The sequence below is a fragment of the Candidatus Dormiibacterota bacterium genome, assembly GCA_035532835.1.
GTDB lineage: Bacteria > Vulcanimicrobiota > Vulcanimicrobiia > Vulcanimicrobiales > Vulcanimicrobiaceae > DAHUXY01.
This window is the reverse complement of sequence record DATKQG010000023.1, coordinates 1-26,568: the sequence shown is the minus strand read 5'-3', so window position 1 is coordinate 26,568 and position 26,568 is coordinate 1. Positions and strand designations below refer to the sequence as shown.

General features: G+C 62.2%; 24 protein-coding genes. 2 read left to right on the top strand and 22 right to left on the bottom strand.

What is annotated here, in order from left to right:
* Positions 1 to 2: 2 nt before the first annotated feature.
* The 14 genes from VMW12_02915 to VMW12_02850 all read right to left on the bottom strand — a co-directional run bounded on the left by VMW12_02915 (position 3) and on the right by VMW12_02850 (position 15,404).
* On the bottom strand, positions 3 to 1,031 hold the full coding sequence (locus tag VMW12_02915; protein ID HUZ48677.1) for a zinc-binding dehydrogenase: 1,029 nt from the start codon (positions 1,029 to 1,031) through the stop codon (positions 3 to 5).
* Positions 1,028 to 1,864: an enoyl-CoA hydratase/isomerase family protein gene (locus tag VMW12_02910; protein HUZ48676.1), complete on the bottom strand. Its 837-nt coding sequence runs from the start codon at positions 1,862 to 1,864 to the stop codon at positions 1,028 to 1,030. Before VMW12_02910 ends, VMW12_02915 begins: the two co-directional genes overlap by 4 nt.
* A complete protein-coding gene (locus tag VMW12_02905) occupies positions 1,861 to 2,622 on the bottom strand; it encodes an enoyl-CoA hydratase/isomerase family protein (protein HUZ48675.1) in 762 nt (253 codons plus the stop codon). Before VMW12_02905 ends, VMW12_02910 begins: the two co-directional genes overlap by 4 nt.
* Positions 2,622 to 3,212, bottom strand: coding sequence for a TetR/AcrR family transcriptional regulator (locus VMW12_02900; GenBank protein HUZ48674.1), 591 nt, complete (start codon positions 3,210 to 3,212; stop codon positions 2,622 to 2,624). Before VMW12_02900 ends, VMW12_02905 begins: the two co-directional genes overlap by 1 nt.
* Positions 3,213 to 3,306: 94 nt before the next feature.
* Positions 3,307 to 3,927 (bottom strand): LuxR C-terminal-related transcriptional regulator, encoded by a 621-nt coding sequence (locus tag VMW12_02895; protein HUZ48673.1) that lies wholly within the window; start codon positions 3,925 to 3,927, stop codon positions 3,307 to 3,309.
* A 111-nt stretch (positions 3,928 to 4,038) separates the two neighbouring features.
* The gene (locus VMW12_02890) at positions 4,039 to 5,202 is read right to left on the bottom strand and encodes a 2-isopropylmalate synthase (GenBank protein HUZ48672.1); all 1,164 of its coding nucleotides are present in this window, start codon (positions 5,200 to 5,202) and stop codon (positions 4,039 to 4,041) included.
* A gap of 90 nt (positions 5,203 to 5,292) precedes the next feature.
* A complete protein-coding gene (locus VMW12_02885) occupies positions 5,293 to 6,201 on the bottom strand; it encodes a branched-chain amino acid transaminase (GenBank protein HUZ48671.1) in 909 nt (302 codons plus the stop codon).
* Positions 6,198 to 7,898, bottom strand: coding sequence for a dihydroxy-acid dehydratase (ilvD, locus tag VMW12_02880; GenBank protein ID HUZ48670.1), 1,701 nt, complete (start codon positions 7,896 to 7,898; stop codon positions 6,198 to 6,200). The genes VMW12_02885 and ilvD overlap by 4 nt, the downstream gene beginning before the upstream one ends.
* Positions 7,898 to 8,932: a ketol-acid reductoisomerase gene (ilvC, locus tag VMW12_02875; GenBank protein ID HUZ48669.1), complete on the bottom strand. Its 1,035-nt coding sequence runs from the start codon at positions 8,930 to 8,932 to the stop codon at positions 7,898 to 7,900. Before ilvC ends, ilvD begins: the two co-directional genes overlap by 1 nt.
* A complete protein-coding gene (locus tag VMW12_02870) occupies positions 8,932 to 9,144 on the bottom strand; it encodes a hypothetical protein (protein ID HUZ48668.1) in 213 nt (70 codons plus the stop codon). Before VMW12_02870 ends, ilvC begins: the two co-directional genes overlap by 1 nt.
* A complete protein-coding gene (gene ilvB / locus VMW12_02865) occupies positions 9,141 to 10,826 on the bottom strand; it encodes a biosynthetic-type acetolactate synthase large subunit (protein ID HUZ48667.1) in 1,686 nt (561 codons plus the stop codon). Before ilvB ends, VMW12_02870 begins: the two co-directional genes overlap by 4 nt.
* 232 nt (positions 10,827 to 11,058) lie before the next feature.
* On the bottom strand, positions 11,059 to 12,267 hold the full coding sequence (locus VMW12_02860; GenBank protein ID HUZ48666.1) for an outer membrane beta-barrel protein: 1,209 nt from the start codon (positions 12,265 to 12,267) through the stop codon (positions 11,059 to 11,061).
* Positions 12,264 to 13,652, bottom strand: a complete 1,389-nt coding sequence (locus VMW12_02855) for an ammonium transporter (protein HUZ48665.1) — start codon at positions 13,650 to 13,652, stop codon at positions 12,264 to 12,266. The genes VMW12_02860 and VMW12_02855 overlap by 4 nt, the downstream gene beginning before the upstream one ends.
* A 144-nt stretch (positions 13,653 to 13,796) precedes the next feature.
* Positions 13,797 to 15,404 (bottom strand): peptide ABC transporter substrate-binding protein, encoded by a 1,608-nt coding sequence (locus tag VMW12_02850; GenBank protein ID HUZ48664.1) that lies wholly within the window; start codon positions 15,402 to 15,404, stop codon positions 13,797 to 13,799.
* Positions 15,405 to 15,672: 268 nt separating this feature from the next.
* Between VMW12_02850 and VMW12_02845 the strand changes: the two genes are divergently transcribed.
* A complete protein-coding gene (locus VMW12_02845) occupies positions 15,673 to 15,831 on the top strand; it encodes a hypothetical protein (protein HUZ48663.1) in 159 nt (52 codons plus the stop codon).
* 73 nt (positions 15,832 to 15,904) lie between these two features.
* Here the strand turns inward: VMW12_02845 and VMW12_02840 are convergent, their stop codons facing one another.
* The 7 genes from VMW12_02840 to VMW12_02810 form a co-directional block, all read right to left on the bottom strand.
* Positions 15,905 to 16,768 carry a CPBP family intramembrane glutamic endopeptidase gene (locus tag VMW12_02840; protein HUZ48662.1) on the bottom strand — a complete coding sequence of 288 codons (864 nt, stop codon included), beginning with the start codon at positions 16,766 to 16,768 and terminating at the stop codon, positions 15,905 to 15,907.
* A 1-nt stretch (position 16,769) separates the two neighbouring features.
* Positions 16,770 to 17,231 (bottom strand): hypothetical protein, encoded by a 462-nt coding sequence (locus tag VMW12_02835; protein ID HUZ48661.1) that lies wholly within the window; start codon positions 17,229 to 17,231, stop codon positions 16,770 to 16,772.
* A 41-nt stretch (positions 17,232 to 17,272) separates the two neighbouring features.
* Positions 17,273 to 17,926, bottom strand: coding sequence for a Crp/Fnr family transcriptional regulator (locus tag VMW12_02830; GenBank protein ID HUZ48660.1), 654 nt, complete (start codon positions 17,924 to 17,926; stop codon positions 17,273 to 17,275).
* Positions 17,927 to 18,061: 135 nt separating this feature from the next.
* Complete coding sequence (locus VMW12_02825) at positions 18,062 to 19,066, bottom strand: ice-binding family protein (GenBank protein HUZ48659.1); 1,005 nt, start codon at positions 19,064 to 19,066, stop codon at positions 18,062 to 18,064.
* A gap of 20 nt (positions 19,067 to 19,086) precedes the next feature.
* On the bottom strand, positions 19,087 to 20,268 hold the full coding sequence (locus VMW12_02820) for a copper amine oxidase N-terminal domain-containing protein (GenBank protein HUZ48658.1): 1,182 nt from the start codon (positions 20,266 to 20,268) through the stop codon (positions 19,087 to 19,089).
* Positions 20,269 to 20,457: 189 nt separating this feature from the next.
* Positions 20,458 to 20,613: a hypothetical protein gene (locus VMW12_02815; protein HUZ48657.1), complete on the bottom strand. Its 156-nt coding sequence runs from the start codon at positions 20,611 to 20,613 to the stop codon at positions 20,458 to 20,460.
* A 423-nt stretch (positions 20,614 to 21,036) separates the two neighbouring features.
* Entirely contained in the window at positions 21,037 to 21,390 is a 354-nt protein-coding gene (locus VMW12_02810; GenBank protein HUZ48656.1) for a hypothetical protein, read from the bottom strand.
* A gap of 132 nt (positions 21,391 to 21,522) precedes the next feature.
* On the opposite strand from VMW12_02810, the gene VMW12_02805 reads away from it, so the two are divergent.
* Complete coding sequence (locus VMW12_02805) at positions 21,523 to 23,607, top strand: BTAD domain-containing putative transcriptional regulator (GenBank protein HUZ48655.1); 2,085 nt, start codon at positions 21,523 to 21,525, stop codon at positions 23,605 to 23,607.
* Here the strand turns inward: VMW12_02805 and VMW12_02800 are convergent.
* Positions 23,582 to 26,290 carry a BTAD domain-containing putative transcriptional regulator gene (locus VMW12_02800; protein HUZ48654.1) on the bottom strand — a complete coding sequence of 903 codons (2,709 nt, stop codon included), beginning with the start codon at positions 26,288 to 26,290 and terminating at the stop codon, positions 23,582 to 23,584. The genes VMW12_02805 and VMW12_02800 overlap by 26 nt on opposite strands.
* Positions 26,291 to 26,568: the final 278 nt, after the last annotated feature.

Sequence of the window (26,568 nt, the reverse complement as noted above, 5' to 3'; positions counted from 1 at the left end):
CTCTACATAGACGGGACGACGATCGTGCGTAGACCGCGTCCTTCGCGTAGCGTATCCAGACCGTGATTGATCTCGTCGAGAGAAACGCGCTCGGTTACCAGCGGTGCGACGCGTATCTTTCCCGAACGAGCAAGCTCGATGATGCGGGGATAGTCGACTGGCCTGCACCCGAGCGATCCGCGAATCTCGAGCTCGGCGAACATGATTTTTCCTACCGGCAGCTCCGCGGGCCGCGTGCTGAAACCGACGATGACCAGCCGGCCGCCGCGGTGCAGGCTTTCGAGTGCCTGACGAATCGTGGCGGGATTGCCGATCGCTTCGAACGCCACATCGACCCCGCCGCCGGTTTCCCGCCGAATCGCTTTAGCCACATCGGGGATACCGGAAGCGTCGATGAGATGTGCCGCGCCGAATTGTTCCGCGTACGCAAGGCGTTGCGGCTTCACGTCGACGGCCCATACGTCGGCACCGGCCGCGACGGCGACCTGGACGACGTTAATGCCGACGCCGCCGCATCCGAAGACGACGACGCGCTGACCCGGTCGTACTTCACCGCGGTTGACGACGGCATGATAGGGTGTAGAGACCGCGTCGGCGATGAGACAAGCTTCCTCGAGCGGTAAGTCCGGCGGAAGCGCGAGCACGTCTTTCGACGGCACGCGTATGTATTCGGCGTAGGCGCCGTCGATGTGATTGCCGAGCATCACGCCGTGCTCGCAGATATTTTCACGCCCGCGGCGGCACGCTTCGCACCGGCCGCAGGAGAGCACGGCGGGAATCAACACGCGATCGCCGAGGTGCCAATCGGCCACATTCGGGCCTATCTCGTGAATCGTGCCCGAGGCTTCGTGGCCGAGGACGAGCGGCGGCGTTGCGAACGTGGGGACGTCGTGATCGATGTAGTGAAGGTCCGTATGGCAGAGTCCGCACGCTGCGACCTTCACCACGATTTCGCCAGAGCCGGCGACCGGCATCGCGCGCTCCTCGAGCGCGAGCGGCCGGCGCGATCCGTAGAAGACCGCTGCTTTCATGGATGCCTCCGGCGGCGAACTTCGGCGTAATCCGGCTTGCGTTTTTCGACGAACGCGCGCATGCCCTCGGCCGTCTCTTCGTGTCCAAAATGCAGCGCGAGCCACTCGCGCGCATGCCCGATGGTCGCGTACCACGCCTGGTCTTTCCAGTAGTTGACCTGGCACTGCGTGTAGCTCAAACAGTCCGGGAATTTCTCTAAGAGCTTGTCGGACATCTCGCGCACGGTCGCGTCGAGGTCGTCGTAAGGGACGACGCGGTTGACGAGCCCCCAATCGAGCGCTTGTGCGGCGCCGATCGGTTCGCACAGAAACAGCATTTCGCGCGCGCGACGGTCGCCGACCATGATCGGAAGCCATTGCGTTCCGCCGCCGGCGGCGACGCTGCCGACACGCGCGCCGACCTGACGGATCGTTATGTGGTCGGCTGCGACCGCAAGGTCGCAAGCCATGTTGAATTCGTTGCCGCCCCCGACGGCCATTCCGTTGAGCCGGGCGATCGTCGGTTTGCCCATTTGACGAATGGCATCCAAGCAATCTTGAAAGCGTACCATGTATTTCCGAAACTGCTCCGGGTGCGCGACATAGTACTCCGCATATTCCTTGACGTCGCCGCCGGTGCAAAAGGCGCTTCTGCCGGCACCCGTGAGGACGACGACGCCGACTTCATCGTCCCACATCGCGCGACGAAACGCCTCGTGCAGACGGGCGAGCGTATCGGTCGTATAGGCGTTGTAGGCGTGCGGACGATTGAACGTGATCGTCGCGACCCGATCGTTGACTTCGTAAAGAACGTCGCTCTGTGTTTGCGTCGGTTCCGGCGTTTCGATGGTCATGTTGAAGCCTCCATGGAGTGACGGGTATGGGCCCACAGTGGCGGGCGCTTTTCAAGAAATGCGGCGATGCCCTCGGCGGCATCGGCGGTCGGAAGCAGTTCGTCGCCGTACGTACGCATCGCGCTCTCCAAATCGCCCGCGCGGGTTGCGCGCTTACAAGCGCGCAGTGCGTCGTGGGAATACGAAAGGAGCCGCTCGCAGAGCGTCTGAGCACGCTCCGCGAGCGCGGCGGGCTCTACGATATCGCAGACCAGGCCCCATTCGAGCGCCGCCGCCGCATCCAGACGTTTGCCGCCCACGATCAGGTCGAGCGCTCGGCGCTCGCCGACGAGGCGCGGCAGCAGCGCGCATGCGACCGGAGGGAGCGCCGCCAGCTCCACTTCGGGAAGCGAAAACGTGGCTCGCGTCGAGCAGATGGCCAAATCGGCGAGCAACATCAGTTCGAATCCGCCCCCGAGGGCGGGGCCGTTGACGGCACAGACGATGACGGGCGCGGCGTTACGAAAGGCGCGCGCCGTGGCGTGGAACGTTTCGAGCATAGCGGGCGCACGATCGGGGAGGTGCTCCGCGACGTCGACGCCGGCGCAAAAGGCGCGTTCGCCCCGCGCTTCGAGAAGGACGACCGCGCAGCTTTCGAGACTGCCGATCGCGCGCGCGAGCTCGTCGAGATCCTCTCGGTTCAAGATATTGAGTGTCCCGGCGCGCAAGCAGATGCGCCCGAGGCGGTTTTCAATACGCGATTCGATACGATCGCTCACTAACGCACCTCCAACGGGGACGCGGTAGCGGAGATGCCACCGAGGAAGAGGGCGAGGATATTATCGGCCACGGTGCCGATATCGCCATCCAAGCCGCGCCGATACCACGTGGGCGCCCAGTTCAGCATCCCGAAGAGCGCGCCGGCCGCGATGCGTGGGGAGATGAAGGCGGGGTTCACGTCCAGCCGGCTTACGAGATCGGCTGCAAGCGAGAAATAGCGCCGCTTGCGTAACCGCATCCGATCGCCATACTCGCCGTCGAGTGCGTCCATGTCGTGGAGCAGCACCCGGTATGCGTCCTCGTTGCGCAGCATATAGGCTAGGTGCGTGCGCACGAAGGTGCGGAGCCGCTCCTCGGGATCCGCGATGTCGCGCAACTCGTCTGCGGCGGCATCGAGCCGGTCGAAAATGCGCGTGCAGACGAAAAAGAGTGCCGCCTGCTTGCTGGGTAGATAGTAGTAGAGCCCGGCGATGCTCATGTCCGCGGCGTGCGCGATATCGCGCATGCTCGTGGCGTGAAAGCCTTTTTCAGCGAAGAGATCCTCGGTGCTATCCAGGATGTCTTCAAAACGACGATCGTATGACTGCACGTTTCCGCCATTCGAGCTCGTTCTATCGAACGTTCGCTCGAATTAATCGTAGCGGATCAATGGATCGGCAGCCAGAATCGTATGCAGTGGTTTTCTAATGCAAATGCACGAGGCCGTTTTTGATACCGAACACGATGGCTTCGGCACGCGAGTGGACGCCGAGTTTAAGAAGAAGATTCTGGATGTGGCTGCGCACGGTGGTTTCGGCAAGCTGGAGTCGCTCGGCGATGTGCGGCGTCCGCAGCCCCTCGGCCAGCATCGCAAGGACATCGAGCTCGCGCCGGGTCAGAGCGAAATCCTGGGCGGGCGGTTCCACACGGGTGGTGCGGCGCATAGCCGTTTCGACCAGACCGGTGAGGCGGCGGGCCGCTACGCTTTCCGATAAGAGGTGGAGCGTGATGGGGCGGTCGCCGTCAAACACGATCACCGTCGTAACTTCGAGCCACAATTCCGCGCCGTTTTGGTCCCGGGCGACCATCTCGAACCGGCGGGGTGCGTGCAGCTTTCTGCAACTCTCGCGTATGGAGCAGTTCGGACCGCACAACTGCCCGCCGGCCGGATTAAGCCCCTGTAAGACATCGTGGCAGGGGCGGCCGATCGCGTGCCGCGCATCGCGCCCGAGCATCTTTGCGGCCCCGTCGTTCCAGTAGACGACGAGGCCGAGCTCGTCGATCCCGACGAGCGCGTCAGCACTCGTGCCCAGCTTTAGCGCCATATCAACGTCAATTAGCGATTGCCCGGGGAATCCTTTGAGTCAATCCAGCTCCGGGCCGGCCGACCTCGCGCTCCCGTCCGGGCCGCCGTCGGCCGTAACGGAAGGCCCGTATTACAGCGGAACGAGCGTTGACGTAACGCCGCGCGCGAGCGTGATGAGATCGGCGTCTCGAACGACGCGTCGCCGCTCGGCGAATGCGGCGAAGGCGCGGGCGAAGTGCGCTCGCGAGAGATCGTCAAACTCTAGGCCGAGTTGCGCGGCTCGGTGAAAGAGCGCCTTGCGTCCCGAATTTCGCCCGAGCGGGAGTTCGGTCGAACCGCCGATGCTGCGCGGGTCGATGATCTCGTAGGTGCTGCGCTCCTTGATGATTCCGTCCTGATGGATACCGGATTCGTGCGCGAAAGCGTTGGCACCCACGATAGCCTTATTTTTTTGAACCCGCATGCCGGTCGCTCGCGCTACAGCTTGCGAAAGCGCGCGAATCGCGCCGAGCTCGAAGCCGATCTCGCACGCAAAGGCATCGGGCCGGGTACTCACCGCGACGACGATCTCTTCCAGCGCGCAATTTCCGGCGCGCTCGCCGATACCGTTGATCGTGCATTCTACCTGATTCGCTCCGGCCGCAATCGCGGCTAAGGCGTTCGCGGTGGCCATACCGAGGTCGTCGTGGGTATGGACGCTCAAGCTTGCCTTCTCGATCCCGTCGACGTTGGCGATGAGATAGCCGACCAGGGCGCTCATGTCGGCCGGGGTTGCAAACCCGACGGTGTCCGGGACGTTGATCGTTCGCGCGCCTGCGGCGATCGCGACCGAAAAGATGCGAGCGAGAAAAGACGGGTCCGAACGGGTGGCGTCCTCGGCGGAGAACTCGACGTCGTCGCATCGCCGGCGCGCGTGGCGTACCCCATCGGTGACGCATTCGAGGGCCTGCTCGAGCGTAATCCGTAACTTGTGCTGGAGATGGATCGGCGAGGTGGCAAGAAAGGTGTGAATGCGCGGTGCGTGCGCATCGCGGAGCGCGTCGGCCGCTGCATCGATGTCGCGTACGTTGCAGCGCGCGAGCGCGGCCACGCGGACCGAGCGAACGTGCGTGGCAATCTGCTCGACGCTGCGCGCAACGAGCGGAGAGGCCGCGGGGAAGCCGGCCTCGATCGTGTCGACTCCCGCCGCCGCGAGCATGCGAGCGATCCGCAGTCGCGCGGCCGGCGTCATCGCGGCGCCCGGTGATTGTTCGCCGTCGCGCAGCGTGGTGTCGAGGATCTCGATGGCTCTCATGGTCTATCTCCCGAGTAAGTACAGAGAAAAGAAAAAAAGGCCCCTCGCTCGATGCGAGGGGCTCGTGCACTGCGTGCGAGCTTCGATCGGCTAGGTTGAAAGCAGCGTGCCGCTAAGGCTAAGCCACTGCTCGTGCAGGGGATCCTCGCCGCGCACCGCTGCGGCATACGCGCTCGCAAGCTCGTCGGTAAGCGGACGCGCATCCGAAAGGCGGCGATGATCGATCTGGGAAACGGCAGTCACCTCCGCGGCCGTGCCGGTGAGGAAAACCTCGTCGGCTTCGAGCAGCTCGCGCACCGCGATCGGGCCGACTTCGACTTCGATTCCGCGGTCGCGGGCCAATTCGATCACGGTCGCGCGCGTGATGCCGTCGAGCACGTCGGCTGATGCGTCATTGGTGCGCACGCGTCCGTTGCGGACCACGAAGATATTCTCGCCGGTTCCTTCGGCCACTTCGCCTCGATCGTTCAGGAGAATCGCTTCATCGAATCCGCGTTCGATCGCGTCGTGGAGCGCGAGGATGGAGTTCATGTAGTGGCCGGATGCTTTGACCGTCGCGGGCATCGAACGCGAAGGCGTCTTTTGCCAAGGCGAGATGCAGACTCGCACGCTCGGCCCCATCAGCGAGCCGCTCAGCGGTTTGAGCGCGACCAGCACGTGCGTGGGGCAATGGTAGCGCGGCGCGAGCGAAATACCTTTCTCACCGAAAAAGGCCAGGGGGCGAATATATCCTTGGGTGAACGCATTGGCCTCGAGCGTAGCAAACATCGCATGCTCGAGTTCTTGCGTCGAGTAAGCGATCTTCAGCCCATAGGCTTCTGCCGACCGGTGGAAACGCTCCAAGTGATCTTGCGCGCGAAAGATCGCGGTACCGTGTCGCGTCTCGTAAGCGCGAATACCTTCGAAGACGCCCGAACCATAGTGCAAGGCATGCGTGAATGGGAGCACCGCAATGTCATCGCCGTCGTGTAGCGTGCCGTCGTACCACATAACGCTCATGCGCCGGCACCCGCGGTGGTGACGGCGCCGTCGGAGGCGGAGCCGACGAGTGCCCGATATTTCGCGAAGACCCCGGTGGGGTAATGCGATGCCGGCGCGCGCCACGCCGCGAGCCGCGCGGCGAGTTCCGCCTCGGGTACTTCAACGCGCAATTCACGCGCGGCGACATCGATGACGATGGTATCGCCGTTACGGAGCAGTGCGATGGGGCCGCCGACCGCAGCTTCCGGCGCGACGTGCCCGATCATGAGCCCGTGCGTTCCCCCGCTAAAACGTCCGTCGGTGATGAGCGCGACGTGCTCTCCGAGGCCGGCACCGAAGATCGCGGCGGTGACGCCGAGCATCTCGCGCATTCCCGGGCCGCCCTTTGGCCCTTCGTAGATGATGACGATCACGTCGCCAGCGACGATGGCGCCGTCCAGGACGGCTTGCATCGCGTCCTCTTCGCGCGTGAAAACGCGCGCCGGCCCGCGATGGAGCAACCGTTCGTTTCCTGCGATCTTGACGACCGCGCCGTCGGGCGCGAGGTTCCCCTTCAGGATGGCGAGGCCGCCGTGGGGCTTGAACGGCCGTTCCGCCGTAGCGACGACGCGTTGGCCCGGCGTTTCGGATGCGGTCGCGACCGCTTCGCGAAGGGTTGGGCCGCCCAGCGTGCGCGCATCGCCGTGCAGCAAGCCCCCGTCCAATAGACGGCGAGCAATCAACGTGGATCCCCCGGCAGCGTCCACGTCGAGCGCGAGATAGGTGCCGCCGGGGCGCAGATCCGCGACGATCGGCGTGCGCGCGCTGATCTCATCGAAGTCGTCGATCGTGAGCGGAACGCCGGCCTCGCGCGCGATGGCGAGCAAGTGTAAGACGCTGTTGGTGGACCCACCGGTTCCTGCAGCCGCGGCGATCGCGTTTTCAAATGCATCGCGCGTGAGAAGATCTCGCGGGCACACATTGCGAGCCAGTAACTCCATGGCGAGTTCGCCGGCGCGATACGCCCAATCGCGGCGGCGCGGATCGGTCGCGCCGGGCGACGAGCTACCGATCGGCGAGAGGCCCAAATACTCCAGCGTCGTGGCCATCGTGTTGGCCGTGTACTGTCCGCCGCACGCCCCGGGGCCGGGGCACGCGCGATCTTCAACCGCCTTGAGTCGCGTCGCATCGATGGTGCCGCATGCGTGCGCGCCGATCGCCTCGTAGACGTCGACGATCGTGATCTCTTTGCCGTCGAGCCGTCCGGCGGCGGTCGAACCGCCGTACAACAGCACCGCAGGAATGTTGAGTCGCGCGAGCGCCATCGCGGAGCCGGGCAGCGTCTTGTCGCATCCTGCGAGCGCCACGATCGCATCGAATTGATAGCCGCGCGCGCAGAGCTCGATCGAGTCGGCGATGACCTCGCGGCTTACGAGCGAAGCCTTCATCCCTTCGGTGCCCATCGTGATGCCGTCGCTGATCGCAATGGTATTGAACTCCATCGGCGTCCCGCCGGCGGCACGCACGCCCTCCTTCACGGCTTCGGCGAGTTCGCGTAAGTGAATGCCGCACGGCATCGTCTCGATCCAGGTATTGGCGATACCGACCAGCGGTTTTCCGAGGTCCTCATCGGTGAACCCGACGGCCTTGAACATGGCGCGCGCACCCGCGCGCGAGGCACCCTGGGTGAGCGCGCGGGAACGCGCATTGAGCGCGCCGTTGTTACGATCGGTCATCAGCAGACCCGGAACTTGAGCTCGTCGTCTTGCACGAGCTCCTCGCTGGGGGCCAGCCACGGCATCAGCGAGCGCAATTCCGCGCCGACGCCTTCGATTTCGTGGGCGCGCGCCTTCTGCGCATATGCGTTAAAGCGCGGTTTTCCGGCGGCGTGCTCCTGGACCCACTCGCGCGCGAAGCTGCCGTCTTGAATGTCGCGCAAGATCGCACGCATCGCCTCTTTGGTTTCGGACGTCACGACGCGCGAACCGCGACTGTAATCGCCGAAACGCGCGGTGTTGCTGATTCTCTTGCGCATGCCCTCGATGCCGCCGGCATACATCAAGTCCACGATCAGCTTCATCTCGTGCAGGCACTCGAAGTACGCCATCTCCGGTGCATAACCGGCCTCGACCAGCGTTTCAAAACCGGTGCTGACCAGAGCCGAAAGGCCGCCGCAGAGCACGGCTTGTTCGCCGAACAGATCGGTTTCCGTTTCTTCTTTGAAGGTGGTTTCAAGAATGCCGGCGCGTCCGCCGCCGATAGCGCTTGCGTATGCGAGGGCAATCTCGCGTGCGTCGCCGGATGGGTCCTGCGATACGGCGATCAGGCACGGCACTCCGCGACCCGCTTCATACTCGCTGCGTACCAGTGGGCCGGGCGCCTTGGGCGCGACCATGAATACGTTGCTCGTGCGAGATGGGACGATGGTGCCGAAGTGGATGGAAAAACCGTGCGCGAACCCGAGGTACGCGCCATCGCGCAGATGCTCGGCGATCGCTCGGAAGTAGAGCGTGGGCTGCTCCTCGTCGGGGACGAGCATCATCACCACATCCGCTTCGCCGACCGCTTGCTCGACCGATGCGGTGCGCATCCCGTCGCGTCGCGCGCGTTCGTTCGATGAGGAGTATTCGCGGAGTCCGACCGTAACGTCGATTCCCGAGTCTCGAAGATTCAGGGCGTGAGCGCGCCCTTGACTGCCGTAGCCGATCACGGCCACGCGCTTTCTTTGGATTGCGGCATGCCTGGCATCGCGGTCGTACAGGGCTTTCATTAGAAGGTCTCCTCATGTTCGGTAGTGAGTTTGCGAATTTGTAAGGCCAGGCGCCGTAGAGCGTCGACCGGGCCGCTCAATTCGATGGTCGCTGCGTAGCGTTCGCCTTCGCGGCGAGCGCTCAAGTTGGTATACGAACAGCCGAAACGGTGCGTCAGGTTGATGATGCGTGCTAGGAGGCGCCCGTCGACGGTGTCGATCGAATGCATCACGTCGGCATCGCCTCGATCAGGTGCTCGACGCCGGTTCCCGATGGAATCATCGGGAAGACGTTTTCGTGCGGGAAGCACTCCGCGTGGAGCAGCATCGCGCCGGGAGCGCGCACGAATCGCTCCATCGCGATCGCGAGCGGATCGCCCTCGCTCAAGCGAAAAGCCGGCATACCGTAGGCAGCGGCAATCGCACAGAAGTCGGGATTGTCCCAGAGACTCGTTGCGGAGTAGCGCTCGCCGTAGAAGAGCTGCTGCCATTGGCGCACCATGCCGAGGTTGCGATTATCGACGAGCAGGATTTTTACCGGCAGATTGTAGCGGCGAATCGTCGCAAGTTCCGGGAGCGACATTTGAAAACCGCCGTCGCCGACGATCGCATAGACGGGTCGTCCGGGATGCGCAAAGGCCGCGCCGATCGCCGCCGGTAGGCCGAATCCCATCGTGCCGAGGCCGCCCGAAGTGACGAAAGCGTCGGTATCGCATGGCCGGACGCGTTGCGCGGCCCACATTTGATGCTGGCCCACGTCGGTCGCCACGATCGCGTTGCGCGGGACGGCCGCGAAGAATGCGTCGAGCGCATCGGTTGCGAGCAGTCCGTTGGGTGACGGGTCGCGCGGTAACGGGCCACCGAGGGCCGCGGCTCGCCTGCGCCACGCCGCAAACGAGGGCATCGCCCCGCGTCGCAACGCCGCGGTGAGCGCGCCGAGCGTCTGCTTTAAATCGCCGTGGAGCGTGATGTGCGGCGTGACGATCTTGCCGAACTCGCTCGCATCGATGTCGGCGTGCACGATCGTCGTCGCCCGCGGTGCGAATGTTGCGGGATTGCCCGTGACGCGGTCGTCGAAGCGCATGCCCAGCGCGACGATGACGTCGGCTTTTGCTACGGCGCGATTCGCGGCGGTCCACCCATGCATGCCGAGCATCCCGAGAAAGGATGCGTCGGCGGGGTCGGCGCAGCCGAGGCCGTGGAGCGTTGCGACGTGAGGGGCGCCCAAAAGCGCCATGAACGCGCGGTATTCTGCGGTTGCGCGCGACCATCGCGCGCCGCCGCCGACGATGACGACGGGGCGCTGGGCTCTCAGAAGGGCGTCGATCGTCTCATCGATCGAACGCGTACTCGCCTTCGGGTGGGGCGCGGCGGCGAGGATCTCCGGCGCAGGGGCGTCTTCGGAGCGGAAGGCCTTGAGAACGTCGGAGGGGATATCGACGAGAACGGGGCCCGGCCGCGGGCCGCGGGCGAGGCGGAATGCGCGCTGCAGCGCGTTCTCCAGTTCGTCGACCGAGCGGACGACGACGTTGCGCTTGGTAACGCAATGCGTGATCGAAGCGATGTCGATCTCCTGAAAGGCGTCGGTGCCCATCAACGTGCTCTTGACCTGGCCGGTGATCGCGACGATGGGCACGTTGTCGAGCATCGCGTCGGCGATTCCCGTGACGAGGTTCGTTGCTCCCGGGCCCGAGGTGGCGACGCAGACGCCGACCTTTCCGGTCGTGCGAGCATAGGCGCTCGCGGCGAACGCGGCCGCCGCTTCGTGACGCACGAGAACGTGCCGCACGCGATGCCCAAAGAGGGCGTCGTGCAAGGGCATGATCGCGCCCCCCGGATATCCGAAAACGGTTTCTATCCCTTCGCTTTCGAGAATATCCACGACCAGATCGGCTCCGGTACGTCTTCGTTCCATGGTGGTCTCCAAAAAAAGAAGAGCCCCCGCCGGATCGGCGGGGGCTCTTCTGCACTTGAGTTTCGTTCTCTACGCAGTAGCCAACCCATACCGATCCGTTGCGGAGCGGCTAATAAGAATGACGACGACGAGAACGAGATTGTGGGCGAACATTTCGGGTACCATACCACCGCGTACCAGTCCCGTCAACCCTTGCGGCGGATATTGACCGAAATCGATCGCACTCGCGCGGCTACCGCATAACGCCGAGTTCGATGCCGATGCGATTCTGCGTGGTTGCCGTGCCCGCCGGACCGAAGGCGACGCCCGGAAGAGCGTTGCGCAACCCGACGTGTGAGAACTCGATCCGCGCTATCCCGTAGGTTGCGAATTTGTATGTGGGCGTGAGCGTAAAGGTCGTCGCTCCGCTTCCGGGCCCGTATCCGATCAGGTCCGCGTTGAGGCCCGCATCGCTTGTACTGCTCCTATTCGAAACGTTTTCGATGCGGAATCCGAGCGAATACTGGGATGAGAAGGTGTACGAACCGAGTAGCGATGCCGCCCAGGCAGATTCCGACGTCGCATATCCGAGCGCCGCGGATGACGGCGAGGTTACCCAGAGCACGTACGGCGAGAACTGCCACTTCCCGGCCGTGTGCGCGTACATCAGGTTGTACTCGCTCTTGTTTGCGATGCCGGCCGTCGGATTGCCGGGCGTGTTTCCGCCGGGATTGATGCCGGCGAAGGTGAGCGACGTTGTGCTCGATGGAGCCCAGCCGAACGAGTATTCGATCGCGCGGTGCGAGCCGGAGTAGTACCCGTCGTTATCCTCGAGCGCAACGCTCCACGGTCCGTTGGTATATCCGACGTGGACGCCGCGACTGATGACCGGTTCGAGCGCCCATGCAAGGCCGCGCTGGACGTTCACGTTCTGATACGTGAAGATTCCCTCGGCTCCCAGCATCGTCCCGAGCTTACCGGCGATCACGGTAAGGTGCTGATCTTTGGAGGTGTAGGCGATCGACGCGAGGGGCACGGCCGAGTATGCGTTGGTGTTGACGCACGCGTTTCCCGTACAGGCTTGGAATGTCGGATTGATGGCTTGCCCGATGGTCGGGAAGCTATATCCGCCCCCGGTGATAGAGGCCTTGAAAAGCCCCGACGTATAGGCGGCATTGACGAGCATGTCGCTCGTGTCGTCACGCCCCTGCCGGTCTGCGCCGGTGGCCGTGTCGAGCGCGCCGGTTGCGTTCGGTGCGTAGCTTTGGATGCCGTAGAGATAGAGCACTCCGCCAATAGTTCCGGAAGCGAACGGAGTGGGCGCCGGCATTGGAGAGGCCGAGGCCGCAGGGGTGGCGGTCGCAGGAGGCGTCTGCGCGGACGCCTCCTGGTTTCCGGTGAGGCCGATTGCGGCGATCGTCGCGGCAATCAAGAGGGCTTGTAGCGTATGTCCCTGTTTCATGCGTGCGAGTTCACCGGTCCGCCCGAGGTCCCGAAGCCCGGGATGGGGTCGACGCCGTGGATCGCGAGATCGCCGGCTTCCATATGATCTTCGGTCGCGCGCAGCGGCACGACGAGAGAGATCAGTTTGAGCAACACATACGTGCCCACGATATTGAGCACGATGATGAAGGCTGCCGCTTCGGCTTGATGCACGAACTGCGCGAAGTTTCCATAGTACCAGCCGGTCACCGAGACGTCCGAGGAGCCCTTGACGGCTTTGTTAGCAAAGTACTCGAGCATCTTCGGATCGGCCACTATACCGGCCATGAGGCCGCCCACTAGGCCGGCGACGCCGTGCGTGTGCAGCACGGAGAACGTATCGTCGACCTTTTTCATCACGGACCAGCGGCTGAGATAATTGAGCGTGAGCCATGGAATGATCGTCGCCGCGCCGACGGCAATGGCGCCGTAGCCGTTCACGAAACCGGCGGCCGGCGTGATCGCGACGAGGCCGGCGATCATGCCGTTGATCATCGAAACCGCGTTCGGCTTGCCGGTCGCGAACATATCCGCGACGAGCCACACTAAGAGTGCCGTCGCCGTCGCGATGTTGGTATTGAGCACGGCAGCCCCGGCGTCCGAGTTCGCAAAGAACGGATCGCCGCCGTTGAAGCCGTTCCATCCGAGCCACAGGATGCCGGCTCCGGCAAACGCCATGATGAGGTTGTTCGGCTGGAAATCACGCTGATCTGCGAGCAGACGAGGCCCAACCACGGCAGCCGCGACGAATCCCGAAACGCCGGCAGCCAAGTGAATGACGTAGCCTCCCGAATAGTCGACAGCACCGAGTTGCGCGAGCCACCCGCCGCCCCACATCGAAAACGCGCCGATGGAGTAGACGATTACGCTCCACACCGGAACGAAGATCATCCACGCCTTGAAGTTCATGCGCCCCAGCACCGAGCCCGCAATCAAGATCGGTGTAATCGCCGCAAAGACGAATTGAAAGAAGACCATCACCGCGCCGGAGAAATGCAGTTCGGGCATAGCACCCGCGGCGAGCGGTATGGTTGCTTGTGCGAGCTCCGACGTCGCCGAGAGCGCCGGTCCGGGCATGCCCAGGAAGGCAGAGAGAATGCCGGGGCCAAGTTTCATCGGGTTGCCGAAGCTCATGTTGTAACCCACGAGCGACCACACGATCAACACGGAAGCGAACGCGTAGAAAACCATGAGCGCGGAGTTCAGCGCCCATTTCTTCTTGACCAGACCGGCATAGAGAATCGCCAGTCCCGGGATGCTCTGCAACCCGACGAACGTGGCGGCCGTCAATTGCCACGCCGTATCGCCCGAGTTCAACCATTTGGGTGCTTCGAGATATGGGTTGAGATCAGCAAGTAAAACCATAAAAGCCCCTCGCCTGGATTTGGTGTAGGTGTGCGGATCATCATAGGCGGTTAGGGGCACTCTACGCATTGTCCAATGCGTAGAGCGAACGGGGCCTTCATTAACGTATTGGATAACGCCGGCATCGGCGGCGTCGGGAACGAGCTACCGCGACATCGTCCAGGATCCGGCGTTCCATAGGACGCTGCTCACCGAGCCGGTTGGCCCGTGAATGCGGCTGGAGAATGCATCGATCTCGCGGCGTTGATAGAGCAAGACCATCGGCAGCGCGCGCGATAGACGTTCTTGGATGCGGGCGTAGAGCGCGAGACGGCGAGCGGGATCGTAGGTGGTGCGCGCGGCTTTCATGAGCGCATCGAGCGCCGGATCGCAATAGCGTGGCTTGTTGTAGCCGTTCGGCGGAATGTTGGCGCAGCCGAACTGGTCGGTGACGTCGGGATCGTCGCCGTTGACGAACGGATAGAGCGCCATTTGGAACTTGCCGCCGTAGATGGGGCCGCCGCTCTGGGCGGGAGCGGCGAACTGCGTCACCTCGTACGCTTTGAGCGAGAGGTCTACCCCGATGGCGCGCTCCGCCTGCTGTATGGCGCTGCCGATGATTTCATCGCCCGGCGTATTGGCTTGGATCAGCATGAGCACGGTGAGCCGCTTGCCGTTTTTGGTGCGGATGCCGCCGCTGCCCGTACGCCATCCGGCGGAGCGCATCAGCGCGCGGGCCGCTGCCGGATCGTACGGCGCGGTAAGCGGCGCGCGGGGATCGTAGGCCCATTCGAAGAGCCCGCGTCCGGCGTCGGTCGCATCGACCGCGCCGCGATACGCCTTCGCGATGAGCGAGGGGATATCGATCGCCTGCGTCAGGGCGCGTCGCACGCGCGGGTCGCCGGTGATCGGATCTTGCGTGTTGTAGATGAGCGAGCCGACGGCATTGACCGGCGTGCGCAGAAGGCGCATCTGCGGAATCGCGGCGATCAACGGCACGTTGCCCATGTCGAGGTCGTTGAACAGGCCGTTCGCTTCGCCCGTGTGGAGCTGGTTCACCGCGGTACTGGAATCGGAGACGAAGCGAATCGTGACGTGTTTGATGGAGGGCACGCCGCGGAAGTAGTGGGGATTCGCCGTGAGCTCTATGCGGTCGCCATGGTACCAATGGGCAACGACGTACGGGCCGCCGCCGATGGGAGCGTCGTCGAAGGCGATGTGGTTAAAGTTCGGTTTTGACGCGAGCAGGTGCGCGGGCAAAATCGGATAGCCCTGCGGCGCGAGGACGAGCGTGATGAGCGGCGCGAACGGCTCGCGCAGATGCAACACCAGCGTGGTGGCGCTCGGGGCGTCGGCGCGGGCGATGCGATCGTAGCCGTAGCGGCTCTGCACGTTGTTGGCGGGGTTGAGGATCGCATCGATCGAGTAAACGCAATCCCGCGCGGTGAGCGGGATGCCGTCGGCAAAGCGCACGCCGGCGCGCAGATGATAGGTGATGGTTTTACCGTCGCTGCTGATGCCGCCGTTTGCCAGCGTCGGTACCGTCGTGGCGATGTCGCCGACCAGTCGCCCGCGATCGTTGAACTTCACGAGGTAGTTGAAGAGCAAGAGTCCGAGTTCGGTCGAAGATGCGCCGTTTTCGAGCGCGGCGTTGAGCGACATCGGCTCGCGCTGTTGGTCGATGATCAGCGTATCGGTGAGCGTCGCCGGGCGCGCGCACGAGGCCAGGAAAAGAAGCGCAAGCGCTACGGCAAGCAATGGGCGTGTATGCAATGAACGATGCTTTCCGGCGGGTACGTCCGATCGACGGAGCTAGGTCCGGCACGTTCCGGGTTCGCCGCGACGGTTCCCTGCCGGAAGCGGACTTTCACGAGGATCCCGATCTGCGCGGGCAGCTCGATGCGGAAAGAATGTCCTGGGTTACCGTACCACACGGCGTTTTGCGCGTTCCCGTAAAGATCGGCGCAGCTGCCTCGATTTGCTGCTCGAGCCAACCGATGACGTACGTGAACCCTTCAACATAAAAGGAGCGATAGCTACCGTGAACGTCCCTAACGTCAACGCGTCGCCGGCAATCCCGCCCGCAAAAGCAGTACCGACCCTCGTCGCCTCGCAACTCGAAGCGCAAAAGGAAGCCCAAACGGGCATCCAAGACGGCGACGAGCCGTTGGTTGGAAACACCCTGAATAAACTCGCCTAGGACAGGCTCCTGGAGCGAAACCGGCCCGAATTGCGCGTCGCCGGCGGGCGACGCGCAATTCCTTAGCGCTCGCTTAGAGGCCCACAAAGTTCCCCATCATGTCGAACGAGATGCGGAGCACTGTCGGCAGCGCGAGGCTGCGCGTGCGTAGCGCGACCAGACCCAGGGCAAACGCCATTGGGAAATTCTCCGCGATAACGTTTGCGACGATCATGATCGCGTTACCGTGCTCCTGCCGGCTGACCGCGCCATAGTGAAGAAGCGAGAAGATGACGGCCTGAGCGAAGAGCGCCCACGGCGTCCGCATACACGCGCGAAGATGCGAGAGCGTCATCCCGCGAATGAGGAATTCCTCGCTGAATCCGTTGCTGAAGAAGTTGCGAACGGCGAGCGTAACGAGAAAGCCGAGGCTAAGGGTGCCACGGTAAAGAGCCAGCGCGATGAAAATCGCCGGCAACGCGAGGCAAGGAAGAGCGGCCCTCCACGTGTATGGCGCCGGTCGCGTTAACCCCACCTCATTGCGATGCATGCCCAGGGCGAATAACAGAGTTCCCGGCAGCACGGCATATAGCGTGAAATTGAATAGCGGTTGCCCGAACGTGAGCCCGAAGAATGCGTTGTAGCCGCGCAAGACCCCGCCCAGCCGCGGCAAGCGGACGTATCCGCCGTACCACACCGAGTACACCATGAAGACGGCGAAGAGGGTTGCCAGGACGATGCCGTAGCGAAGCCACAAGCGTGCTCCGGTCGCGGATGCTGCGAGCGTGGATTGCTCGGCGGCCTTATCCTCAGGGACGATCGCTGCGACGACGAGCCACAGCAGCAGCACGTAGCCCAGCATCGCGGGACCGATCCACGAACGGTGTGGATCCCAAACGACCATGATGAGTTCCGCGAGAATCCACGTGATTGCGCCCGCGATCGTGCTGCGTTTCACGCTAGGGGCTATAGCCGTCGATTTCGCCCTGAACCTCGGTTCCCGGTGGAACGGTGAACGCCGGCAAGGTAAAGTGCAGCACGTGATCGCTCGTGGTTCCGACGATCGGGCCGACGTACGGATCGCTGCGCGCGATCGTGAGGGTGTATCGCAACGACGAATCGAGTCGGAACGGGCACCGCACGTCGAGTCGCGAGCCTGCGTCGAAGGGAACCGCGCGGCTCTCGGATTCAATCGTGAAAAAGTAGACGGAGTCGGCTCCCGGTGTGGGCGGTTTCTCGGCCGCGCTCGGAGCGCGACCTCGCAGTATCGTGTCGGCAGGTATGGTGCCGATCGCATGCGTAGAAAGTCGAAGCGTCGCGAGATATCCATCCTGCGATGCGCTTATCGCGCTCGCATCGCCCGACGGGGCGACGCCTGCCGTTACGGTCATCACGAGTGCGAGGATCAAGGCTGCCTTCATAAGCCTTCTTACGTTTCTCCGCGCGTCGCTGTGACGGACGATCAGTCGTGGAGGATGACGTTCAGGAGCGAGGTATGGACGCGGATGACGCCGTTGTATTCGATAAAGCCGAGCTTGCGGAATTTGTTGAGGAAGAAACTGACGCGAGAACGCGTCGTGCCGATCATCTCGGCGAGCGTCTCTTGGCTGATATTGGGGATCACTTCCTCGGGGCGCGATTCTTTCCCGAAGTTGGCGAGCAAGAGCAGGACGCGGGCAAGGCGCTTCTCGCTCGAATTGAAGAGCTGATCCACCAGATCTTCTTCGATGCGGATGCTGCGCGTCAGAAGATGCGTAATAAACGTCTCGGAGAACTCCTGCTCGGCGTGCAGAACGTTCACCATCACGGCTTTTGCGACGCGAACGATGGAGCAATCCGTTAGCGTTAGTGCCGATGCCATGCGAACCGTTTGACCCGCTAGGCATCCCTCGCCGAAGAAAAACCCCTCGTTCAGGATGGCAATAACGGCTTCTTTGCCGCGCGGGGATACGACCGCAAGTTTTACTTCGCCGCGTTGTATGTAAAAAACCGCATCCGCCGGGTCTCCCTGGGCGAAAATGGTGCTGTTTTTACGATACTTCTGGATCGTGCGTCCGTCGCCCACCGCACCGAGAAAGGTTTTGGAATCGAAGGGTTGTTCTTGGTTGACGATCATGAATGGATGCCTTTCTAGGGTTGACGGCATATAGCTTCTACATACTAGCAAAGACGGCCCAGAGAGTTCGTCTCTGGGCCGTCTTTGCTAGTGAGGCCGCTGGAAAGGCGGCCCTTGGTCCGTGCTGGTGACCGATTATTGGCCGCCGGGATTGGTGATAAGCGAACCGGCGATGATCGGTATGGAGACGGCGCCGTCTCCCAGCGTCGGGCCGCCCGCCAAAGCACGGCCGGTGAAGTTTGTGGCGTTGATGGTGACCGATGAAAACGCGAGCACGTTGCCGTAGAAGGTCGCGCCGCCCAGCGTCGCCGAGCTTCCGACCTGCCAATAGATGTTACACGGGCTCGCCTGGTTGATGAGCAACACGTTCCCACTGATGCCGCCGTTCAGGGTGGTAGTGAGCGTCGATCCCATCTGGAAGATGAACACGCTCTGGGGATTTCCGCCGCCATCCAAGGTGAGGTTTCCGGCGGCGATGGAGAGCGAGGACGTCGATTTGTAGACTCCGGCCGGGAGCGTGCCGGTCGGGAATCCGGGCGAGCTGGCCTGCGAGAGATCTCCCGCGACCGTAGCGGTGGCGGGCTTCCCGGCGGCGGTGTTATATGCCGTGGTCAGCGCATTTTCGGCCGCCAGCGGCACGGCGGCGTTCGTATTGTAGCCGGCCGCATAGATGGCGTTGGGACCATCGGTTACGGTGCCCGGAGGATAGAATCCGGTGACCGCAGTTCCCGGTGAAACGCCGATCAGATCGTCGTTAAAGCTGCCGTATGTCGCGCCCGGCGCGTAGGTCACCAAGGTGTTGCCGACGTTGGTGATCGTGGAACCGGCAAGCAACGCGAATGGGGCCAGGGCCGGCCCAAGCGGGATCGAGGCGGCGCCCTGGTTGCAAGAAAGCGTTGCCGGCGGAGCCGTAGGGGTTGGGGTTGGGGTTGGGGTTGGGGTGGGGGTGGGGGTGGGGGTGGGGGCCGGTGTCGGCGTGATGCCCGGTGTCGGTGTGGGCGTAGTGCCTGGGAGCGGCGTGGCGTTAAAGGCCGGTACGGTGCAATTGCCGCATCCGCTGCCGCTGCACGAGGCGAGGAAGGCCAACGCCACCAAAGCCGTGAGTCGACGGGCGTTCAAGAGACGAGGGGTCTTTTGCATGTAATAGTCCTTTCGACCGCTTAGAGCTTCACGCCGAGGCCGATATACGGACCGTTATGCGTCTGACCGATGGGTGCGTGTTGTTTTACTGCGTATTGATCGGCGGCGAATCCGCCGTACAGATAGAGCGGGGAATGTTTCATGACGAGCGCGAGGCCTACATCGTATTTCGTGATGCTGTACTGCTGCCGGTACGACGTGCCTAAGTTGGAACTGCCCGGACTGGTGACGGTGTAGTTCCCGCTCGCGGTGGGATAGTAGAAGGCCGAACCGTACACGCTGACACCCGGCCGCAGATCGGGAAGTTTCTCAACGCCGAAGCCGACGCCGTTGAGTTGCGGGTAGCCGTAGTTGTTCGACGTGCGAATGTAGCCGACACCAACGTATACACGCGGCGAGGCGATTTGGTACTCCAACCGTGCATCGATCGAATTCTGACGTCCTAGGAACACCGGCGTGACCGCCGTGCCGCCGTCGATCGTGGCGAACTGCGTATATTGGTTGCCGTAGGCGTCGGTGATATTGCTGCTCGTCACGTACGAGTATTGACGGAAATCGACTTTCGCGGCGAATTTCGAATTCTGCGGGGCATACACGGCGCTAGCAAAGTATGACTCATTACAGTACTGACCGGCCGAGAACTCGTTGTAGCTCTTAGGTGCCCAGATTGCAGCTTCAACGAACCCATTGTACGACGGCGTCGGCACGACGACCGGCACGGGTGTTGCCGTTGGTGCTACGGTCGGCTCGGCTGTCGGCGTAGCCGTCGGCATCGGCGTCGGCGGAATGTAACGAACGACGACCAACCGTTTATCCGGTACCCACTGCACGTAGGCGCCCAGCGCTTCGGAGAGTACGCGAACCGGCACGAGCAGCACGCCGTGATAGAGCATCGGCGGCACGTCGAGCGGACGCGATTCGCCGTTGATAACGACGATGTCTCGGCCCAGCGTCACCGATACGCTGACGCCCTCTTTGGCTGCGGTAATGGTCTTTCCGTCGGCCGAGGCGGTGACGGTGGCGCCCATCTGCTCGAACATATCGCGCAGCGGTACGTAGATCTGTCCGTCTTTTACAAGAGCCGCGAGCACGCGACTCTGCTTGAGGATGTCGGGCTTCGCATAGACCGTGTGATCGTTATAGAGGATCGGAACTTCGCCCGAAGGCGGGCTTCCGAAATCTGCGGCACTGGCAACAGCCATCGTCCCGCAAAGAAGAAGTGCGAACAGCGATGCGGCGACTAATCGCGGCGCAATGGACGTATTCGCTCGAGAATCCGGACTTTGGCATACTTGCATAAGCTAACTATGAAGAATAAACTACCGGACGTCTGGTCAGAGTAGCTCACAATCACCAAGCGAGCGCTTAGTGTCGGGCGTGTTTTGGGTTTGCTACTTCTCGCTTTCGGCGCCGTGATGGACGTCTTTTTGGTCGTCCCGATTGGGGTCCATGTCGGTATCTGAATAGACGGCCATGGCGTTTTCGAGCTCTTTATCGAGCTCGACGGCGTTTGGATTGGGCGGTTCCGGCGTTGTATCGCGGTTCATGAAATCCCTCGCTTTCGAGCGATAGATACCCGGGAGCTAAAGCGCCCAATCGGAGGAACGGCTCGATCCATAAAGGGAGCTCCGGTATGTTAGCTTGCTAATTAAGGTTGAGGCTTGTGAGCTCTCACCACTCAAGGAAATGTGAGCGGTGATTCATAATCGCCCCGTTCTTGAAGCGTAATGCCATAAAATATCCCTACACTGCGGAACCGTCCGGAAAATATGCGAAGAACCATTAAGCGGAATGCGGTGATTCGCGCGGTTGATAAAACGTCCGCGCGCGTGATCGCATTAGTGGCACCGGGCGGATTCGGCAAGAGCATCGTCGCGCGCCAAATTGCCGAGTGTTTCATAGCACATGGTACGTGCGATTGCGCCGGCGTGACTACGGTGAAACAGTTCGCCATGAACGTGCTCGTGGCCCTAAATGAAATCGAGCCTTTTCGATCGCCGCTTCTTGCTAGGAGCGGCGTTACGCTTACGCGCGAAGGGGATGATGGGCGTGCCATCTGGACTTTGGCTCTTCAAATGTTTGGGCGTCTGTCGGCCCGTTCGGTACTTATCTTCGAAAATGTCGAGCACTTGAGATATCCCGAACTCAGGGCGGCGCTCACGGCGTTTCTTCGTGAACGCAATCCGCGCTGTACCGTCGTACTCTGCTCGCGACCACCACTTCCCATCGATTGTGCGCGCATCGTGCCGCCCAATGAATTGTTGACCATCGGGGTTGACCGATTGCGCTTCAATGACGATGAAATCCGCCAAATCTTCGGGCACTACAACATTTCAATCGACAGCGTAGCCGATATTGCAAGAAAGACGATGCGCTGGCCCTCGATGTTGACCCTGGCAGAAGCCGCAATGCGTGGCGAGCGCTCGCGAAATCTCCCCGACGCACCACTTCGGGAGATGCAAGAAAAGCTCGTTGGGGACATCATGTACGGTCTTGACGCAGAGTTGCTCGATGCCATTCTGATCCTCACTCGCATGAATATCATCACGATTGCCGACCTCCATATGGCTGTGCCCGATCGTGCGTATGCCATTGCCGATGAACTGCAACAGCGGGTTCCTCTGCTGATCCACGATCCCGTACGCGGAACATTGCGCGCGCACCCGTGGCTTGCCCGGGCGCTGTCTACACGTTACGCTCAGCGTGCCGATGAACTGACGCGATCGATCGGAGCCTCGTACGAAGCGGCGAAGGATTGGCTGGCCGCAGTGCGAGCATATATTGCTGTGAGCGATTGGAAAGCCGTTGAGCGTTGCCTGGATCGCGTGGAGTTCGGGACTCTTACTCTTAAGTGTACGCCGGAGATGGAGTTGCTGGCGGACGTGGGCAACGCTGCATTGGTTAAGTATCCGCGATTGTGGTGCGCGACGCTGCCCAACCGGCGCTTTGCGGTTGACGCGGGCGACTTGCTGGCAGAAGGGCGTTTACTGAGCGTACGGCGTGACGATTATGCCGTGGAGCTAACGTTTGCTAACGCGATCTTGGCCTTTGATGCGGGTGATCGAGCCCATTTGGACGCGTGCGTAGGGTGGATGCGAGCGAATGCCCCAGGAAGCGTTTACGCCGGGGCGCTCGATTTGTGGTATGGCGGCATGCTTTTTGGGCGCTTCGATCACGATGCTTACGAACGCCTTTGCGCGCGTGCTCCGGAGCTGGCGCTTGACGCGGTACTCGCGGTCGATGCGCTGGGCTCGCATCTGCGCTTAAATGGCAACGGATTCGCCATCGACGAGGTGTTCTCTAAAGCACTCGCTAGAACTCGGCAGATGGGCGATCGACGTCTTTCGTCGCGCATCCGTGCGCAGATGATCTTCGAAGCATGGCTTCGCGGCCATGACGAGGACGTCGATCGTCTCATGCGCGACCTTGAGTCCGCCACGTTGGCATATCGGCACGATCCGTTTACGGCATTTTGCAGCGCAGTCAAAAACGGAAACACCGAAGCGCTGCACGGCCGGCTTACGCCGCAATGGCGAGCGATCGCTGCCCTGATGATCGCGGGCCGAGCGTGCAGCCCGGAGCAGGCCTGCGCCATTGCCCAATACGGACTCACCCAGTCCGATGCTTCTCTAGACCCGCTGGCGCGCATTCTCTGCAGGGTCGCTCTGGTGTTGCTGGGTAAGGATCTCGATGGAGCGCTTCTGCGCGAGTCACTCACGCTGGCAGAAACGATAGAGGCGCCGCTCCTACGCGAAGATCTGCACGTTCTGTGCGCGAAATCCGGAAAACTCCGGATGCTAGCGCCAATTGAGCTCCGGCTTGCCGCCTATACGGGTAACCGCATCGTCGCCGATCTGCTTTCTCAGCGCGTCTGGCTTGGTACGCGCCAAATGCGTCTGTCGGAGCGTGCGCGCGATCTGCTCTTTACGCTGGCCTTGAACGCGCGTTCGGTGAGTTCGTCAGAGCTAAAGCGCATGCTCTGGCCGACGCTCTCCGATGCCAAGGCGAGCAACGCACTTAAGGCGGCCGTTCATCGCCTGCGTGCTCAACTCGGCGACGCACCTCTGATTCAGTCCGATGGAAGCGGATACTCGCTATCGTCCGAAACGATCGTCGATATAGCACCGCTCTTAGACGCGTTACTACTCGCCGAGGGGAAAAATGGGATCGACGACGGCCTCGTCCGGCGCCTGAGCGCTGCCGCTGCGCTACTCTCCGAACGCATAACCCGTCGCCGGCGCAGATACTATGCCCATCTGCAGCGCAGAATCGTCAATGTGCTCGGGGTTCATGCCGTCGAGAACGGCCGCTACGGCCTTGCGCGCAAATATGCGACGATGATGTTCGAGCTCGATCCGTACGACGAACGCGCCTACGCACTCGTTATCACGGCCATGAAAAGAAGCGGAGATATCTCGGCTGCCGGCGGCGCCTACGCGGCCTACCGAAATGCCATGGCGGAAGCCGGTATCCAATCGAATAGTTCGCTCGACGAGCTCGTTCTCGTGCCGGCCATCAACCTTCGGCAAGTAGGCGAGTGAGATTTTCGCTCGGCTCGATGCCCTGGTCGCCGGCTATTGCCTGACGGTATCGCTGTAATTCCCGATAGGCTTCGACGCGGTTGCCCGCCGCCAATAGAGCGCTGATGATCAGCTCGTACGCGCGTTCGTTGCATGCATCCACCTGCAATAAACTCTCTGCCCGGCGCACGATCGCCGGCGTGTCATTCCGATGCCTCGCGTCCTCGGCAAGCAGAACGACCACGCGATGGTGGAGCTGATTGAGGCGCGGCTCGAACCGGGAAAACCAATCCCAACGGGAAAGTGCCCCGGATAGCGCGCGTTCGAGCGTATTTGAAAACGCTTCGAGCTGGTTGCACTCGGCTTCGCTCAGGGTTGTTCGCTCGGAGAGCTGCTGGCAGTAGGCTTCCATTTCGATAACGTCCACCACCACGGATGGGCCGAGCGTACATGACCCGCGCTCGGATATGATGCAATGAGCGCCGCCGAGCTGTTGTCGCGCGCGATATATGCAGGTCTTTAGCGCGTTAAATGCAGCGAACTCGTCGAGATCGCCCCAAAGGGCGTCGGTGAGTTGGTGGCGACTCATCGGACGTTGATGCAGGGCCAATGATGCCACCAGGTCGAGTACGCGTTCCGTAACCTTTATCGTGCGATCGCCATAACGGATCGTTCCGGTCAGTAATTCAACGAAGGTACGATGCTTTTCGCGATACCAGTCCGTACGCATACATTTGGCAACGAATGGACCCAAGACCGTTAGCTTGCGTTCGTCGTACTGCTTGTGCGCAAGCATACGGGCATCGTCCGCCAGCGCCGATGGGTAATAGGCCCCGTCGTCGGCGAGGGATTCCGCCAGAGCTTGCCGCCCTCGCTCTTCGTCCGCAAGGCGTAGGATGACCGCAGGAAGCAACCGCAGCAGCGGCTCCTCGATGCTCAGCGCTAGGTATCTCGCTCGCTCGGTGCGCGCCAAGCACTCGGTCTGGGTCGGTGCGGCAATCGCCACTATGATCGCCGTGATCGTGCGGGAACGGGGGTCTGCGCCCATCGCCGGAATCGGGAGCGGCAGGGCATCGTTGGCCAGAGGCAGGGCATCCTGGGCCAGATATGAGGCGGGCTCGCAAATCCGGAGGCCCTCTTCCATTGCGGCAGCATCGTCGCAGAGCCACGAGTACCATGCAAAGCTACGCAGCGCCGCAAGGAAGGTCGCCTCGCACGCCTCCGTTTCGAGCGCGCGCAGGGCACCGATGAGTTCGCGTGCGTCCTCGCGCCAGCGTGCGGTCGAGAAGATCCGATATGCATCGATTTCGAACCGATCCCCGCGTGCCCGGCGCTCGCCGCGCGGCGAGCTGCAGAGCGCGACGCGTTTCCAATGTCCTTCGGCCTCGCTAAAGCGGCCGTAACGGGCGTCGATTACCGCCCGGCTCGAACAAATGACCGCGCAGCCGATCCCCCAGTCGCTGCATGAGGCACAGTTCGAAGGCGCCGCGCGCAACAGTTGATCGCCGCTCGAAAGCCAGCCGAAGCGCACGTTGAGAATGCCGAGGGCGATCTGCAGGTTGCGCGCGTGTGTCGGCTCGACGACCTTAAGCTCCCACTCGGTGCGCAATCGCATTTCGAGTTCGAGATCAGAGGCCACATAGCCGAGGCAGGCGACGCGCAAACTCCAAATACGCGGTTGCCGCATCACCGCTTCGAACGGCAATCTAGCCAAAAGTGCGCCGAATTCGGGAACATTGAGCGGCTTGTCAGCCCTGGCATGGGCCTCCAGCATTTCAGCGGCCCTTTCGGGATTGCCGGACTCTAAGGCAAGAGCGGCCGCGCGCAGGTATTCTTTGCGAAACGCGTTTTCCGCGACGATCGCCTCGAACACGTGGCTACGCCTTATGTCCTGAGGTGACGGCCGAGCCACCGCCTCGCGCAACATCGGATGCAAGCGTAGAATCCCTTCATCGCTCACCGCTAGGCCGGTTGCCTCGATCAACTCGCCCATGGCTCCAGCCGCCGCTTCGCCCGCGACGCAAGCGATCTCGTATAATCGTGCCTCAGGCAGGTATGCGCAGGTATCCAAGCAGGCTTTAGCCGGCGCGCTCAGTCCTTGAACAACCTCTCCACGAATATAGGAGCGCAGGTCTCCGAATGCTTGGTGCCCCCACGCATCGAGGACCTCTCGAAGGCTATCCTCCTTAGCCAGACGCAGCAGCAGAAGTGCCGCAACGGGCCAACCGGCCGCTGCCTCTACGATCCGCTCAAGGGTGTCCCCGGGTAGCGATACGGCAGAAAAAAGCCTTTCGATATCGGCCCGAGTCAGGCGAAGGTCTTCTCTGCGAATGCGTACGATTTGATGCGGTGGAGCGACGTCGGAGAGTTCGAATGGGAGTCCGCGGCGCGAGGCGAGCGCAAACGAAACGCGATCGTAAGTCTTACGGAACAGATCGCGGAGGTGCGGCCATACGTCGGTATCGAGAGCGTCCAGGTGGTCGATATAGATCGTGAGAGAGGATTCGGCCCGATCGTTCAGCGCCGCGTGCCAGCATCGAAGAAAGTCCTGTGTATCGTGGACCCGCAGGCAGTCGATGAGTACGCCGGGATTGGCGGCGCGGGCGCTAGCGAGCAGCGTACTCTTGCCATAGCCAGCGGGGGCGCAAATCTCAAGGAATTTAGGGTGAGAAAGACCCAGGCGAGAAATGAGGCGCTCGTGCATTGTCTTTGTAACTTCGTATATAGTGTTTCAAAAAATGCGTTCAAACACCCCGAAGTTCAAGAGTCGTAACTCGGCCGTTACCCAAGCGAGCGAAAGGCGTTTACTCCGTTACCCGACCGTATCGCGCCTACGACTACCTTAGTCGGAAGCGTTTCTTTGAACCCGCGACTTCACCTGTCTTGATACGGGAGGTTCCATGGCGCAACCGGTCGACGGCCGGCTCGGCGATATAGACCAAGGCGAGCGTAGCGAGTTTTTGAGCTTCCGGCTTGGCGCGG

Bases quoted from the DNA above. Each gene is read 5' to 3' on its own strand.
- VMW12_02915 (HUZ48677.1), bottom strand. From the start codon at position 1,031: ATGAAAGCAGCGGTCTTCTACGGATCGCGCCGGCCGCTCGCGCTCGAG.
- VMW12_02910 (HUZ48676.1), bottom strand. From the start codon at position 1,864: ATGACCATCGAAACGCCGGAACCGACGCAAACACAGAGCGACGTTCTT.
- VMW12_02895 (HUZ48673.1), bottom strand. From the start codon at position 3,927: ATGGCGCTAAAGCTGGGCACGAGTGCTGACGCGCTCGTCGGGATCGAC.
- VMW12_02890 (HUZ48672.1), bottom strand. From the start codon at position 5,202: ATGAGAGCCATCGAGATCCTCGACACCACGCTGCGCGACGGCGAACAA.
- VMW12_02885 (HUZ48671.1), bottom strand. From the start codon at position 6,201: ATGAGCGTTATGTGGTACGACGGCACGCTACACGACGGCGATGACATT.
- ilvD (HUZ48670.1), bottom strand. From the start codon at position 7,898: ATGACCGATCGTAACAACGGCGCGCTCAATGCGCGTTCCCGCGCGCTC.
- ilvC (HUZ48669.1), bottom strand. From the start codon at position 8,932: ATGAAAGCCCTGTACGACCGCGATGCCAGGCATGCCGCAATCCAAAGA.
- ilvB (HUZ48667.1), bottom strand. From the start codon at position 10,826: ATGGAACGAAGACGTACCGGAGCCGATCTGGTCGTGGATATTCTCGAA.
- VMW12_02860 (HUZ48666.1), bottom strand. From the start codon at position 12,267: ATGAAACAGGGACATACGCTACAAGCCCTCTTGATTGCCGCGACGATC.
- VMW12_02855 (HUZ48665.1), bottom strand. From the start codon at position 13,652: ATGGTTTTACTTGCTGATCTCAACCCATATCTCGAAGCACCCAAATGG.
- VMW12_02835 (HUZ48661.1), bottom strand. From the start codon at position 17,231: ATGAAGGCAGCCTTGATCCTCGCACTCGTGATGACCGTAACGGCAGGC.
- VMW12_02830 (HUZ48660.1), bottom strand. From the start codon at position 17,926: ATGATCGTCAACCAAGAACAACCCTTCGATTCCAAAACCTTTCTCGGT.
- VMW12_02825 (HUZ48659.1), bottom strand. From the start codon at position 19,066: ATGCAAAAGACCCCTCGTCTCTTGAACGCCCGTCGACTCACGGCTTTG.
- VMW12_02820 (HUZ48658.1), bottom strand. From the start codon at position 20,268: ATGGCTGTTGCCAGTGCCGCAGATTTCGGAAGCCCGCCTTCGGGCGAA.
- VMW12_02815 (HUZ48657.1), bottom strand. From the start codon at position 20,613: ATGAACCGCGATACAACGCCGGAACCGCCCAATCCAAACGCCGTCGAG.
- VMW12_02805 (HUZ48655.1), top strand. From the start codon at position 21,523: ATGCAAGAAAAGCTCGTTGGGGACATCATGTACGGTCTTGACGCAGAG.
- VMW12_02800 (HUZ48654.1), bottom strand. From the start codon at position 26,290: ATGCACGAGCGCCTCATTTCTCGCCTGGGTCTTTCTCACCCTAAATTC.